The organism is Acetomicrobium hydrogeniformans ATCC BAA-1850 (assembly GCF_000160455.2).
Classification (GTDB): Bacteria; Synergistota; Synergistia; order Synergistales; family Acetomicrobiaceae; genus Acetomicrobium; species Acetomicrobium thermoterrenum.
Genome location: NZ_ACJX03000001.1, coordinates 1,851,433 through 1,864,996, shown reverse-complemented (window position 1 = coordinate 1,864,996; position 13,564 = coordinate 1,851,433). Strand labels below are relative to the sequence as shown.

Sequence of the window (13,564 nt, the reverse complement as noted above, 5' to 3'; positions counted from 1 at the left end):
AATGTAATTGTTGAACTAACTGGAAGCTTTTACGCGAATTAAATGATCGAAATCATAGCTTTCTGCAATGTCAACATAACGTGCATTCATATCAAATGGTTCGAATGCTCTTCCTCCGGCTTTGTAAAATTTGCTGAAGAATTCGACGTATTGGAGACGCAAGGAATGGACAAATGCCCCTAAAACGTTAACAGCTATGCTAAATATATGTCCACCTGCGAACAAAATTATCCCCAATAGCCAGCCTATGTAAGGAATATGAAATAGCTGCAACGTAAGTGTATTGATGATCATCGCTATGGCTGACGTGGCTAAACCAAGCGCTAAGAGCCTACTGTAACTTAACACGTCACCTAAGTACGATGTTACGGAATATAGGCTCATGATACCGGAAAACAATTTGGAAAAGATATTTTTCTTTTCCCTTCCCTGCGTTGCAACCAGTATACAGACTCCTGCAATTGTGGCTATTGCGCTGGGAGAAGAAAGCGAAGGCGGCAACATTCCAGCACGAACGAGTATATAAAGAGCCAAACCCAGAAGGAAAGTTATCCAACCGCCTTGGTCCCCTATCGCTCCGATGTAATCCTTCTTTCGAAGATTATCGAAAAAGGCGATGAAGAGCCCGAAGATTATTTGTACGAAACCAATGAACAGAGAAAAACCGAGGAAAGGCATGGGATTGTACATTACGTCAGTGATCTTTAATGAATTTTTGATATCTCGAAGTGATGCTAATATGGGAAATGCATCGATCATATCTCCGAACAGCGAGCCAGTCAAAACACCCACAAGTACCGATGAAATTCCTGCCAAAACAAACAAAGCAAAGAATTTAAAGGCATCCTTACGGGGGCAATACTTCTTAATAGCATACAAAAAGATCAAGGCTAAGACAGCACCATATCCTGCATCACCTAAACACATGCCGAAAAATAAAAAATAAAAGGGGGCAAAAAAAGGTGTTGGATCGATACCATTGTACTCTGGTAATCCGTAAAGTTTTGTCAATGGCTCAAAGGGAGATGCCCATTTCCTTGAGACTAGATATACAGGCGGTTCATCCTCTTCCTCCGGTTCCGAAATTTCCATGTGAACTAATGAGTCATAGGAAGACAATACAGACTGTATGCGATCGATCGCAATCCTTGGAACCCACATCTTACTCCAAGTGGCATGTTCCGTCGAAAGCCCGGAACCAATAGCTTCAATCCTTCGTTTAATTAAATCATAATAATCGTGGAGTTGCTGGAGGTACATGAAATTCTTTTTAGCTTCATCGGAGATTGATGCAAATAGTTTTTCTTCTTCAGCGATGAGTTCCTTCTTTGTCTCTGCCATGTTTTCAAGCTCTTCAACTGGCGTTCCAAGCAATCTGGGATCGAGCTCTATTATTGAAGCTCCGTTAGACGTCAACAAATTTCTGATTTCTTCCTTTTTCTCCCTTACGAAAAGGGCAATCAGATATACCTCCTTGTCCTTTTCTTTGGGGGTAGATATGAAGAAATCACCTTCGTCCGAATTGATTGAACCTTCCAGCAACGATTTAAACACCATGGTTTGTTCGACCGGTATAGCAGCCATTATGCCGGTTACGTAATCCGTTCCCTTTGTTATCAACGAAAGAGAAAGTTGAAAATCGACGATTTTTGCTACTATTCCTTCAATGTTCCTGAGCCTGGAAAGCTCTGCCCTTATTTCAGATAATTTCTTTTCGACCTCTCTCAACTTAGCCGAATATTGAACGATGTCAAAACTCTCTTCCAGCCTCGATATTTCGTCAAGTGATACCTTAGGCTTGTTTCCAAGCATTCTGGCAATTTTGCTTCCCTCTCCCCGATAATAGGGCTCGAGAAATCTTATAGCAAATCTTGCGTCGGACAGCTTTTCGTCGAGAGATTTAATGCTTTCGGGTCGCCATTGATCTTCTTCAGCTCGCTCTGTAGTAATTACCTCACAGCACCCGAGACGCTGAAGTTCGCTCATAACCTCTTCTCTTACGGACTCATGAACGACGAGATCGAGCTTGCAAAACTTAGTTATTGCCATACGTTTTCATCACCTCTTCCATCACTAAAGCAGCAACACGATCTACTTTAGGAAGGTAGGTCTCTCTTTCAGAGGAGATTTTCTTTTTGCCTTGCTCAATAATAGATTGGGCTTTTTTCTCAGCTTCGGCTTGAGCTTGTTGAACTATTTCCCTGTACTGAGCTCTTGCTTTGGCTTTTGCCTCTTTGATAATTTCTTCTGCCTTCACCCGAGCTTCTTCGATGATGCCGTTGGCTTTAGATTTGGCCTCTGCCACCAACTTCTTCGCAGATTCTTCAGTCTCCTTGAGCTCCTGCGCTATATCTGCCGGCAATGTTATCAACTCCTTTGCTTAGAAATTGTGAGACCGCTTATTGACGGGATGCAAAAACCTTGTTATGAACAACACAATCAGAACTCAGTGTAATCATTTTTAGACGCCGTGTCAAATCGATAGAGTTCCTTTGTATAAAAAAAATGGAGCAATCATCGGGAATAGAGCATTTGGCCAATTATGACCTGCCCGATCGCGCCCCATGATATACTATCACAAATCATAATTTAATATCAATGATTCAAAAGAATATTCTTAAAAATCAAATGCATTTAATATCATTGTACTGATAGGCCGACTTATTAACTGATAGAATTTATCACTACGCTTATAGATAATATTAACCGGAGCTTAATTAACAGATACTACTATAACAGTCCCCTGCTGCCTTCTTTGGCATACAAGGGACTGTTATACCTGATACTCGGCGAAGTGTTTAAGGGATATTGCTATCTGTGAGCAAACCGCTATATCGCAGGAAAAGTTTTCATTGTTTTTTCATTGATATTGTTAAGATAAAACACCGTACAAACTATGGCGCGCCCGGCGGGACTCGAACCCACAACCTACGGATTAGAAGTCCGTTGCTCTGTCCAGTTGAGCTACGGGCGCCCTTCAAATAAACTGGAGCGGGAAACGGGATTCGAACCCGCGACCTACGGCTTGGAAGGCCGTCGCTCTAGCCAGCTGAGCTATTCCCGCCCTCGACGCGAATAATACTAGCATAACGAATGTGCTTGCGCAATACCTTGGACGTTAAAAAATCAAGGCAAGAAAATCATAAAATTCTCTATTTCTCAAATACTACATGTCAAACTTCCACAACCACAATTAAAAAGGGCAGGATAAAGCATATCTAACGATAATGTCCTGCCCTTTATTGTCATTTTGGTCGGGGCGAAAGGATTTGAACCTTCGACCCCCTGCTCCCAAAGCAGGTGCGCTAACCAGACTGCGCTACGCCCCGAAATTTTATTGGTGGAGCTGGGGGGACTCGAACCCCCGACCTTTTCCGTGCGAAGGAAACGCGCTCCCTCTGCGCTACAGCCCCTTAAGCGAAATTCATTGTAAGCGTCTTATCGCTCGCTTGTCAAGCATCATTACATGTGATATGGTATTTTTTCACGTCAATACCTGTTCATTATTAACAGCACAAGGGGGCTCTGAAATAGTGAGGGTTCGCTACAAAAAAGAAGTGCTTGAATTTATAGAGACGATGTCAGTAAATAAACTTTTAAAAAAAATGGCTTTAAATAAAGGCGAAGTGGTCGTCATAAGAAATGGAGCAATCGTCACCGAGGATGAGATGCTCAATCCCGACGACGAAGTCCGGATCATCGATACCGTCAGCGGGGGTTAAGCATCTATGAAGTGCAGAATTTGCCGTGAAAAGGCCATTATAGGCTTGCCTCAACATAATTTGGCCCTCTGTGCCGATCACTTCGACAATTGGATGTTGAAACGAGCTGCCAAAGCTATAGATGAATTTAAGATGTTTACCAAAGATAGCAAGATATTGGTAGCCGTATCGGGCGGCAAGGATAGTTTGGCGCTTTGGGATATACTCACTCGTCTCGGCTACAATGCTCATGGCTTGTACATAAATTTAGGCATAGAAGAAAATGATTACTCCAATGAAAGCGAAGAGCTCTCAAGGACATTTGCAAATCGTATCGGGAAAAAGCTATACGTCGTAAACGTCAAAGAGATTCACGGCATGTCAATTCCCGATAAGGCGTATTCAAAAAAACGCAAGACCTGCTCAGTATGCGGAGTAACGAAGAGGTATTACATGAACAAAACAGCCAGAGAGGGAAATTTTGACGTAATAGTAACAGGACACAATTTGGATGATCAGGCGGCTGCCCTGCTTGGAAACCTCCTTTACTGGAAGTTCGATTATCTTGCCAAAGGAGCTCCCTACTCTCCTCCCCTCTGGAAGGGCGAATTTGCTAAAGCCAAACCGTTGATTCTTTGTACGGAGAAGGAAAATACCGTATATTGCTTGCTTCAGGGGATTGATTATATCCAGAAGGAGTGTCCCTATTCCGAGGGTGCTACGTTCCTGCGCTGGAAGCACATTCTAAATGAGATCGAAGAAAACTCTCCGGGTGCAAAACAAGCTTTTTACCTCGGATACGTCAAATACATAGATATCTTTAAAGCCCGGAATATAGACATGCCTGACTCCCGCTGCGAGATCTGTGACACTCCTTCTTGGAATGAAGTCTGTTCTTTCTGCGCCTTATGGGATTTGAACAAATGATAAAGGAGAAATCTCAAGTGCACTACGGACCGGAGATGACCCATGGTTGGGTTTTGGATATAAACGGGCGATTCGCAAACAAGAAACTTTACCGTTGTGAAGCCGGACCTGAATGGTTGGCATTACAACTTGGACATAACGGAGACTGGCTTTGGTTGAGTTGGGATAGTCGCTGTTGCGGGATGGCATTGATAGATAGACATGAATTGGAAATTTTAAAGGATCTCAAAAACAAAACTCACCCCATTTTTGGAGTCGTCAAAAGCCATATTGTCGGCGGGTCGTTGGTTCGTGCCTTTCAATTGAACAGAGATCGTGTATTAGTGTTGGAATTTTCAAGACCACTGGGAGCCGGAGTTGACGTTTCCCGCTTTATCGTATTTGAAGCAACGGGAAGACAGGCTAACTTGATAATTTTAGATGACAAAGAAAAAGTCATAGAGACCGCAAAACACGTTCACCCCGAAATAAACAGGTATAGATCCATACTTCCCGGGCTGCCTTATGTATCTCCTCCGCCTTTCAGCGGTCCTGACGTTGAAAACTTCAGCAAAGAGGATATGGCGAACTTAAAGAGGTATCGAGGCATTGGAACCACTTTGGCAGGAATTTTGTCGAAGGAATGGGAAAATAAGTTCCTCGATTTTGAACCCTATTTGCAGAGGCTTTACTCTCTCCCCTTAAGGGAATTAATTTGCCAGGATATAGACGGCTATTTGACCGTTTTCCCAATTATTTTGGACAAAGCCTTGAAGTGCGACGAAACTCCCCTCCTTTTTTCCAGGAAGATCCTCTTTCAGCTTTTCAGTCGAGAAAGAGAAGCCATGCTCCAACAGATATACAAAATCCTTGATTCCGATAGGCGGAGATTAATGCATAAAATTAGGGGATTATCGAACCTCATTTCCATGGTCGAGAAAGCAGAAAAATGGAATCACTACGGCACCCTGCTGGTATCTTATGCTCATGAGGTCCGCAAGGGATCTTCTTTGGTTAAATTAAGGAGTTGGGAAGAACGCTTCGGAACGGTTGAAATAGAACTTGACCCGAAGCTATCACCTATTGAAAACGCAAAAAGATACTTTAACCTTGCCAAAAAATATCATAGAGATCAAGAAAAGCTTCAAAGGGAAATGGAGACCTTACAGGCTTCCATAAGGGAACTTGACGAATATCGTGATTTTGTCTCAATTTTAACCGACATTAGCGATATAAAAAAGATATTGGATGATTTTACGTTTAATGGCATCGGCACTGAGGACTCAAAAAGAAAGAAAAAATACACACCCCCCCATAAGAGGTTTGACCTCAAGGGCGGATACATAGTGTATGTCGGATTAAACGCAAAGGCAAACAGATATGTTACATTTGAAGTAGCTTCGCCGGAGGACATTTGGTTTCATGCCAAGGAAGTTTCAGGGTCACATGTAATTTTAAAATTATCTGGGAATGAAGTAAATGACAGATTAGTCGAATTCGCCGCTTCGTTGGCAGCCTATTACAGCAAGGCAAAAAATACATCATATCATATTGTTGACTACACTCTAAGAAAGCACGTGAAGGCATTGCCGAAATCAGGCCCCGGACATGTCACCTATACCAACTTTTCTTCGATTAGAGTTTCGCCTAATTTGTGGTTCGAGCTCCTAAAAGAGCTTTCTTAAGTTCCAAGGGTAAGAAGGACCTAAAAGACATTATCCTGCCATCCCTAGGATGCGGAAAAGCAAGCTTCCATGCATGAAGAAAGAAACGATCCTTGGGAACCCATTCTGCTTTCAAATTGCATCCGTAAAGCCTGTCTCCAACGATGGGACATCCCATATCCTTTAAATGAACCCTTATCTGGTGAGTCCTGCCGGTATGGATCGTGCAGCGTAAGAAAGAAAATTTATCGTTACTCCAAAGAACCTCATATTCAGTGACAGCCTCTCTGCCTCCAGATACGACAGCCATCTTCAGCCGGTTCTTCGGATGTCTGCCTATGGGGCTTGCAATAGTTCCCTTTTCTTTATTGGGACTCCCATATACTAAGGCTAGATATTCTTTTTTAACAGAGCGCGCTTTAAAGGCATCTGTAAGTTTCTGTTTCGAGAAAAGGTTTCTGGCTATTACCATTAGTCCCGATGTTCCGGCATCCAGGCGATGGACTATACCCGGTCTTCTCATATCCGAATCAGCAAGCTCAGGGTATCGATATACAAGCCCGTGTACCAAGGTGCCGTACCAGTGACCGACAGCAGGATGAACGACAAGGGGTGCAGGCTTATCTATAATTATGATATCGGCATCCTCGTAAAGCACTTCAAAATTTACAGGTTCAGGCTCGAGCGTTGCCTCCTTCTCTTCATCATGAAAGCTTAGCTCGAGGTTCATGGCCTCTCTTACTTTCATCGATGGCTTAAAACCCGCTTCCCTCATAGCTCTTTGAATTTGACTTCGGGATCTGGCTGTTATTTTGGACACAGCAACGTCGAGTCTTTCACCTATAAATTCATCCGAAACGACGACTTCAACTTTCTCAGCCATATTCTAGGATATCGTCATCTCCGTTTATCCATATTGCTTTTACAGGTTATGCAATAGCGAGACCACGGCATAGCATGTAGCCGTTCATTTTCTATTACGTTACCGCATCGTTCGCATAATCCAAACTTATCGCTCTTTTTTTCGAGCTTGGCAAGGGCATGGTCTATATCGGCAATCATTGCCTTTATACTTTCCAATTTCCCGGTTATTTGCTCACGGTCGAGCATGTCCATTGCAGTATCAACAAGGTGATTTGTATCCAGCGTCGATAATTCACCAACATTAATGTCCGTCGCCTCTAGCAGCAGCGATTCCACCACTTTGCCAAGCTCTTCCTTCTTCTGAATTAATTTCTTTTTCATGTCCTCACAGTAATTGTCCATTTTATACCAACGCCTGCCCCCATCCAGTTTACCGAGATTGTTGCAACACCTGATTGCACCTGTTGCAAAGGCCGATTTCTGACACTTCAGGCGCATACATCCAGCATCTCGGACACTTCTCTCCCTTGGCCCTGGCAATCGCTACTTTGACACCCGTCTCATCGTCATCGTGCATTACCGGCGCTTCCGGCAAATCTTCAACCCACTGAACGTCAGATACTATAAAAACTTCCTTCCACCAGTAGGAGGATAGGAGGTCCTTTAAGTTTCTAGTTTCGTCATCAAGTTTTATGTTTACACAGGCTTCCAGAGATTGCCCAATCAGATCTTGGTTGCGGGCAATTTCGAGGCCTCTACTTACCGCTCCCCGGAGCCATAGAATCCTGTCCCATTTCTCCTCCAGCGACTCGTGATAAAGATTCGAATCCAGTACCGGCCAATCCTCCAGAAATACGCTTTCGGAAAGCGAGTTATCTATTTGACGTAAGTACTGCCATACCTCTTCGGAAGTGAAGCTCAGTATGGGCGAAAGCATTAATGTTAACTCTTTTATTATATTCCATAAAGCAGTCTGACAGCTTCTCCGCAACTTCGAGTCAGATGCCTCCACGTAAAGTCGATCCTTATTCACGTCCAGATAAAATGCCGAAAGCTCGTTGACGCACAGCTGATGAATCGTGAAGGTGGGAACATGGAATTCAAAGTTCTCAAATCCTTTGGTGACCTTGCTTATCACGCCCTGAAGTTTAGAGAGTATCCAAAGGTCCATCTCCTCCATTTCCTCAAAGGGAACGCTGTCTTTATGGGGATCGAAATCGCTAAGGTTGCCAAGGATATATCGCAAAGTGTTTCTTATCCTTCTGTAGGATTCGACCAAATTGCGCAATATGGTTTCCGATATCCTTATATCGTTTCTATAATCGGTAGAGGCAACCCATAGGCGCAATATATCTGCCCCGTATTTGCCGATGACCTCCTGAGGTTGTACCACATTACCGAGGGACTTTGACATCTTGCGGCCCTCACCGTCTACGATGAATCCATGGGTTAACACCATCTCAAAGGGAGCTCTTCCTCTTGTGGCAACGGACGTAAGCAGAGAAGTTTGAAACCACCCTCTATGCTGGTCACTCCCCTCCAGATACATTGTGGCAGGCCACTTTAGCTCGGGTCGTGTCGTCAGAACCGCCATGTGGCTAGTCCCCGAATCGAACCACACGTCGAATATATCAGTCTCTTTTCGGAGGGACTTCGATTTGCATTTCGGGCAAAAAGCAAGATTATCCAATAACTCCGCCGGTTCCAGCTGCCACCAGCAATCGCTACCTCCTTGGCGCACCTTCTCGCTTACCCTTCTAATGCGATCGCTTGTGAGAATTAGCTCTCCGCAGTCGTTGCAATAAAATGCAGGTATGGGAACACCCCAAATCCTCTGTCTGCTGATGCACCAATCCGACCTGTCTCTTACCATGTTGGCAATTCTATCCTGTCCCCAGGAGGGTATCCACTGAACCGACGATATCGCCTTTAACGAATCATCCCTGAATTTTGACACGGCAATAAACCATTGATTCGTCGCCCTGAAAATAACCGGCTTTTTGCACCGCCAACAATGAGGATAGGAGTGCATTATCTTGCCCTCTCCCAAAAGCCTTCCTCTTTCCCTCAAAACGCCCATCAATTTTTTAGATCCGTCGTCCAGGCTTAAACCGCCAACCAACGGCGTCTCCGGGGTGAAATAGCCTCTGTCGTCGACGGGATTGTATATTTCGAGTCCATACTTTACTCCGGTTTCGAAGTCCTCGACGCCATGCCCCGGTGCAGTATGGACGCAACCGCTTCCTTCGTCCAAGGAGACATATTCTCCGAGAACGAATAATATCTCTCTGTCATCGTAGAAGGGATGAATGGCCTTCCGACCTTCTAATTCTTTTCCCTTTATCTCGTGAAGTATACTGTCGAAATGAATACCTGTCTGGTGCTGGACCTTCTCAATCAGCCCCTTTGCCAATAGGAAGATCTTGTCCCCGGAACTCGCGAAGACATAATCGAAATCAGGATGGACAGCTATTGCGAGACTTGCGGGAAGAGTCCATGGCGTAGTAGTCCATATGATGGCATAGGCTTCTCTTCCCTTCAAAAAAGAAAAGTCGCTCGCTTTCAATGAATAGGCGACGTATATAGATGGCGAATAGATATCTTCGTATTCTATTTCTGCGGCTGCAAGTGCAGTTTGGCAATCCGTGCACCAGTAAATGGGCTTCTGGCCCCGATATACGTACCCATGGTCTACCATTTCTGCGAAAGCCTCAAGTTCAATAGCTTCATATTCCGACTTGAAGGTGATATAAGGGTTTTCCCAATCTCCGATTACTCCCAAACGCTTAAACTCATCGCGTTGAACATCTATGTAGCGTTCCGCGTATTGCATGCATTTTTTTCTTAATTCGATGGGATGCAGGGAATCTTTATCGAGTCCCTCATCCTTCAGGGTTCTAAGCTCTATAGGAAGGCCGTGAGTATCCCAGCCGGGCACATAGGGCGAAAAATAACCCCTCATCCATTTATACTTAGGTATCATGTCCTTTAATATCTTGTTAAAAGCAGTCCCGATGTGTATATTTCCGTTTGCATAAGGGGGGCCGTCATGTAGGATAAAGGGTTCGGCACCCCTTCTTTTTTCCATTAATTTTTCATAGATATCGATGTCCTCCCAGAACTTCAACATATCCAATTCTCTTTTTGCAAGGTTAGCTTTCATCGGAAATGAAGTTTTAGGCAAATTCAACGTGTCTTTATAGTCGTCCGGCATTTACAAAACCTCCTAGAATCGTTGTTTAAGAAGGTGCCGCAAAGACATAAGCGGCACCTTATAAAGTGCATTATACACATAATGACATGAATATAGTACCCTTATTTATTTTTCAACTTTTCTTAATGCTCTCCTTTTTTGGAAGAAGATGGTAAATATCATGACCGCCAGACCAAGGGTATCGGAGTATAATCCAGGCTTTAAAAGGCCTATGGCCCCACAGAAAATTATAATTCTGAGCCAAAAAGGTATTTGGGCTTTATAGTATCCTATGGTCGACATTCCAAGGAGAAATACGCCCATCATGGCCGTTGCTATGGCCAGGACAAAAGGTATAGGTGTTACGTCCACCAATACAAGCATCGGGTTCATTACATATATATAAGGAACCAAAAAACCTGCCAGAGCCAGTTTGACGGCAGTAACGCCTGTTTTCATTGGTTCAGACCCTGCAATGCCCGCCCCGGCGTAAGCCGCCAAAGCTACCGGCGGACTCAAATCTGCGGCAATACCAAAGTAAAGGACGAACATATATGCCGCTATGGGAGCGACGCCGAGCTGAAGAAGGGCAGGTGCTGCAATTGTGCTCGTTACGATGAAGTTCGCCGTCGTAGGAAGACCTGCTCCCAACAATATACAGGTTACCATTGTAAGAAGTAGTGTTATTAACAAATTTCCTTGAGAAATCGTAATTATCAGGCTCGCAATTCTAAGTCCGAGACCCGTCAATGTGGCCATTCCTACTATGATCCCAACCGTGCCGCAGGCGCAAGCCACTCCAAGAGAACCCTTGGCTCCGTTGGCTAAGCCGTCAATTAACTTGGTAAACGTAAGCCTCGTTTCTTTAGATATGAAGGACACGGCTATTGTGGTAAGTACGCCATAGTAAGCAGCCTTCATGGGAGTATATCCGGCAACGAGGAAATATATGATTGCAAACAATGGAATGAGCAAATGCCCCTTTGCTCTCAGCAATTTCCAGAGTTCGGGCAATCTTTCCTTAGGCAACCCCAACAGGCCAAGCCTTGTAGCTTCGAGGTGTACCTGTATGATGACGGCAGCATAATATAAAAGTGCCGGAATTACGGCTGCCAGGGCAACCTTTATATAAGGAACGCCCAAAAACTCAGCCATGATGAAGGCAGCTGCGCCCATTATTGGGGGCATGATCTGTCCGCCGGTGGAAGCAACGGCTTCAACGGCAGCTGCGAAATGTGGTTTATATCCTATGCTCTTCATAAGAGGAATGGTAAAAGTGCCGGTTGTGCAGACATTTGCTACCGACGAACCTGATATGGTCCCCATGATTCCCGAACTTAATACGGCCACTTTTGCGGGACCTCCCGTAGACTTGCCGGCTATGGCCAATGCCAGATCTATTACGAATTTACCCATCCCCGTCTCCTGAAGAATGGAGCCAAAGAGGATGAACATAAAGACAAAAGTTGCCGAAACGGAAATAGGCACTCCAAAAACTCCCTCTGTGCCCAAGTACATATGGTTAATTATACGAGCGGTGTTAAACCCCCTGTGGGCAAAAAGCGAAGGAAAATATCTGCCGAAATAGCAATAGATGATAGAAATAATAGCAAGGATCGGCAACACAGGGTTTGAAACTCTCCTGGTGGCTTCAAGAAGCATGCCAATACCCAAGAATCCAATGAAAATGTCCATGGTCGTTGGAAGCCCGGAGCGCATGATAAGCTCGTTAAAATGTATCACCATATAAAGCACAGTATATGCCGCGATAGTTGCAAGAATAAAATCATACCAAGGAATTTTACCACTTGGGGATTTTTTGGTAGCAGGATACATTAAAAAGGTCAAAAACAGAACAAATGCCAGGTGAACCGCCCTCTGCTTCATGGCCAAGAGAAGACCGAAACCAGCTGTGTAAAGATGAAAGAGCGACATTGCAACAGCTACCGCTAAGATAAAATAATTCTGCCACCCCTTTAGCGTTCGATAACGCGATTCAGTATCGTATTGACGCATGACTTCATTTAGATCGATTACTTGATCCTGAGGCTTATTGTCCACCATTCAGCGTCCCCCTTTAAGAATGAATTTTCTTTATTTTACTATAATAAGGGTCTCATTAGCACGTTTAGACGAATCGACTCTCCTCGATAAGTATTGTAGAGTTCGTATCGCTCTCTGCCTATGGTCAATATATTTTCACCTATCGAATCATTACCCACTCTGCATTGAACATATGGCCAATGACGTCTACCTCCACGAAATATCAGCCAATCCTTCGTCTTTATCATCGAACCAGGATATTGGTCAAATGTCGGCAGCCCCGCATTGTGGGATTTAACCCTCTCTTCGTAAAGCCATATGCGGTCCCCCTGTAATATGAACACATCTTCGACGGGAGTTCGCTCGAGGCTGTGAATATAGCTTAAAACCATCCCTTGCCCCAGGGGAACCAAAAATCCGTCCCTTCCGCTTGCATGGGAAAGACATAACCAATACTGCGGAACAAACAATAAATAGATTTCAGCAAACAAAAGAAGCAAACAAAGCAATATCAAGCTGAGCTTTTTTCTCATATCTCTTTCACTCCTGGCAAAAGCGGCACAAAAGAGCAATAGTCATGTCGTTCTTCATGAAGCCTGCCTTTGAGTTTTGTTATTTTAATCAATTGTTCCGTTCTGAAGGATACGACCAGGGGAACTACCAACCTGCCGCCTTCTGCAAGTTGATCTATCCATGTCTCCTCTATTTTGCTCGCTGCTGCCGTTACAATGACGCGGTCGAAGGGAGATTCTTCTGCCCAGCCCAACCTTCCATCGCCTATCTTTGTCTGAACCTTATCCGCAATTCCAAGTTTCTCAAAGACCTTTTTCGCCCTTTCCGACAAAGCGGCGATCCTTTCTATTGTGTATACCTCGCATCCTAAAAATGCCAAAACCGCTGCCTGATAACCCGATCCAGTGCCAATTTCAAGGACTTTGTCGCCCTTCTGAGGGTCCAGCAATTCTGTCATCTTGGCCACGATGTAAGGTTGCGATACTGTCTGGCCTTCGCCGATAGGTAGAGCGCAGTCCGCATAGGCAACGCGTCGCAAATTATCGGGCACAAAAAGATGTCGCGGCAACTTCGACATCGCTTCAAGCAATGCTTCGTTTTTTATATTGCGACTTTTTATTTGAGTTTCCACCATCACTCTTGCTTCTTCATGCCAATCTGGGGATGCCATTTCAATTCAC

General features: G+C 44.4%; 11 protein-coding genes and 4 tRNA genes. 3 read left to right on the top strand and 12 right to left on the bottom strand.

From position 1 onward, the window contains the following. Nucleotides 1-15: 15 nt before the first annotated feature. The 6 genes from HMPREF1705_RS09340 to HMPREF1705_RS09315 form a co-directional block, all read right to left on the bottom strand. Nucleotides 16-2,049 carry a V-type ATP synthase subunit I gene (locus HMPREF1705_RS09340; protein WP_009201042.1) on the bottom strand — a complete coding sequence of 678 codons (2,034 nt, stop codon included), beginning with the start codon at nucleotides 2,047-2,049 and terminating at the stop codon, nucleotides 16-18. After that, entirely contained in the window at nucleotides 2,036-2,362 is a 327-nt protein-coding gene (locus HMPREF1705_RS09335) for a F0F1 ATP synthase subunit B family protein (protein WP_009201043.1), read from the bottom strand. The genes HMPREF1705_RS09340 and HMPREF1705_RS09335 overlap by 14 nt, the downstream gene beginning before the upstream one ends. 535 nt (nucleotides 2,363-2,897) lie before the next feature. Beyond that, nucleotides 2,898-2,974, bottom strand: a tRNA-Arg gene (locus tag HMPREF1705_RS09330). Nucleotides 2,975-2,987: 13 nt separating this feature from the next. Beyond that, nucleotides 2,988-3,064 (bottom strand) — tRNA-Gly (locus tag HMPREF1705_RS09325). Between the two features lie 187 nt (nucleotides 3,065-3,251). Next, nucleotides 3,252-3,329, bottom strand: a tRNA-Pro gene (locus HMPREF1705_RS09320). Between the two features lie 9 nt (nucleotides 3,330-3,338). Further along, nucleotides 3,339-3,413 (bottom strand) — tRNA-Ala (locus HMPREF1705_RS09315). 120 nt (nucleotides 3,414-3,533) lie between these two features. Here HMPREF1705_RS09315 and HMPREF1705_RS09310 point away from each other — a divergent pair. The 3 genes from HMPREF1705_RS09310 to HMPREF1705_RS09300 are packed head-to-tail and all read left to right on the top strand — an operon-like array spanning nucleotide 3,534 to nucleotide 6,292. Beyond that, nucleotides 3,534-3,722 carry a MoaD/ThiS family protein gene (locus HMPREF1705_RS09310; protein ID WP_040347980.1) on the top strand — a complete coding sequence of 63 codons (189 nt, stop codon included), beginning with the start codon at nucleotides 3,534-3,536 and terminating at the stop codon, nucleotides 3,720-3,722. Nucleotides 3,723-3,728: 6 nt separating this feature from the next. Further along, nucleotides 3,729-4,628, top strand: coding sequence for an ATP-binding protein (locus HMPREF1705_RS09305; RefSeq protein WP_009201046.1), 900 nt, complete (start codon nucleotides 3,729-3,731; stop codon nucleotides 4,626-4,628). Next, nucleotides 4,625-6,292 carry an Rqc2 family fibronectin-binding protein gene (locus HMPREF1705_RS09300; RefSeq protein ID WP_009201047.1) on the top strand — a complete coding sequence of 556 codons (1,668 nt, stop codon included), beginning with the start codon at nucleotides 4,625-4,627 and terminating at the stop codon, nucleotides 6,290-6,292. Before HMPREF1705_RS09305 ends, HMPREF1705_RS09300 begins: the two co-directional genes overlap by 4 nt. Here the strand turns inward: HMPREF1705_RS09300 and HMPREF1705_RS09295 are convergent. The 6 genes from HMPREF1705_RS09295 to HMPREF1705_RS09270 all read right to left on the bottom strand — a co-directional run bounded on the left by HMPREF1705_RS09295 (nucleotide 6,255) and on the right by HMPREF1705_RS09270 (nucleotide 13,554). Continuing rightward, a complete protein-coding gene (locus HMPREF1705_RS09295) occupies nucleotides 6,255-7,154 on the bottom strand; it encodes an RluA family pseudouridine synthase (protein WP_009201048.1) in 900 nt (299 codons plus the stop codon). The genes HMPREF1705_RS09300 and HMPREF1705_RS09295 overlap by 38 nt on opposite strands. A 14-nt stretch (nucleotides 7,155-7,168) precedes the next feature. Beyond that, on the bottom strand, nucleotides 7,169-7,537 hold the full coding sequence (locus HMPREF1705_RS09290; RefSeq protein WP_009201049.1) for a TraR/DksA family transcriptional regulator: 369 nt from the start codon (nucleotides 7,535-7,537) through the stop codon (nucleotides 7,169-7,171). Between the two features lie 28 nt (nucleotides 7,538-7,565). Continuing rightward, on the bottom strand, nucleotides 7,566-10,349 hold the full coding sequence (gene ileS / locus HMPREF1705_RS09285) for an isoleucine--tRNA ligase (RefSeq protein ID WP_009201050.1): 2,784 nt from the start codon (nucleotides 10,347-10,349) through the stop codon (nucleotides 7,566-7,568). A 105-nt stretch (nucleotides 10,350-10,454) separates the two neighbouring features. Beyond that, on the bottom strand, nucleotides 10,455-12,392 hold the full coding sequence (locus HMPREF1705_RS09280; protein WP_009201051.1) for a TRAP transporter permease: 1,938 nt from the start codon (nucleotides 12,390-12,392) through the stop codon (nucleotides 10,455-10,457). A 38-nt stretch (nucleotides 12,393-12,430) separates the two neighbouring features. Further along, nucleotides 12,431-12,904, bottom strand: a complete 474-nt coding sequence (locus HMPREF1705_RS09275) for a DUF1850 domain-containing protein (RefSeq protein WP_009201052.1) — start codon at nucleotides 12,902-12,904, stop codon at nucleotides 12,431-12,433. Beyond that, nucleotides 12,901-13,554, bottom strand: coding sequence for a protein-L-isoaspartate(D-aspartate) O-methyltransferase (locus tag HMPREF1705_RS09270; protein ID WP_009201053.1), 654 nt, complete (start codon nucleotides 13,552-13,554; stop codon nucleotides 12,901-12,903). The genes HMPREF1705_RS09275 and HMPREF1705_RS09270 overlap by 4 nt, the downstream gene beginning before the upstream one ends. Between the last annotated feature and the right edge of the window lie 10 nt (nucleotides 13,555-13,564).

Excerpts from the sequence above, each read along its gene's own strand:
- HMPREF1705_RS09295 (WP_009201048.1), bottom strand. The coding sequence starts at position 7,154 with ATGGCTGAGAAAGTTGAAGTCGTCGTTTCGGATGAATTTATAGGTGAA.
- HMPREF1705_RS09270 (WP_009201053.1), bottom strand. The coding sequence starts at position 13,554 with ATGGCATCCCCAGATTGGCATGAAGAAGCAAGAGTGATGGTGGAAACT.
- HMPREF1705_RS09280 (WP_009201051.1), bottom strand. The coding sequence starts at position 12,392 with ATGGTGGACAATAAGCCTCAGGATCAAGTAATCGATCTAAATGAAGTC.
- ileS (WP_009201050.1), bottom strand. The coding sequence starts at position 10,349 with ATGCCGGACGACTATAAAGACACGTTGAATTTGCCTAAAACTTCATTT.
- HMPREF1705_RS09305 (WP_009201046.1), top strand. The coding sequence starts at position 3,729 with ATGAAGTGCAGAATTTGCCGTGAAAAGGCCATTATAGGCTTGCCTCAA.
- HMPREF1705_RS09340 (WP_009201042.1), bottom strand. The coding sequence starts at position 2,049 with ATGGCAATAACTAAGTTTTGCAAGCTCGATCTCGTCGTTCATGAGTCC.
- HMPREF1705_RS09290 (WP_009201049.1), bottom strand. The coding sequence starts at position 7,537 with ATGGACAATTACTGTGAGGACATGAAAAAGAAATTAATTCAGAAGAAG.
- HMPREF1705_RS09300 (WP_009201047.1), top strand. The coding sequence starts at position 4,625 with ATGATAAAGGAGAAATCTCAAGTGCACTACGGACCGGAGATGACCCAT.
- HMPREF1705_RS09275 (WP_009201052.1), bottom strand. The coding sequence starts at position 12,904 with ATGAGAAAAAAGCTCAGCTTGATATTGCTTTGTTTGCTTCTTTTGTTT.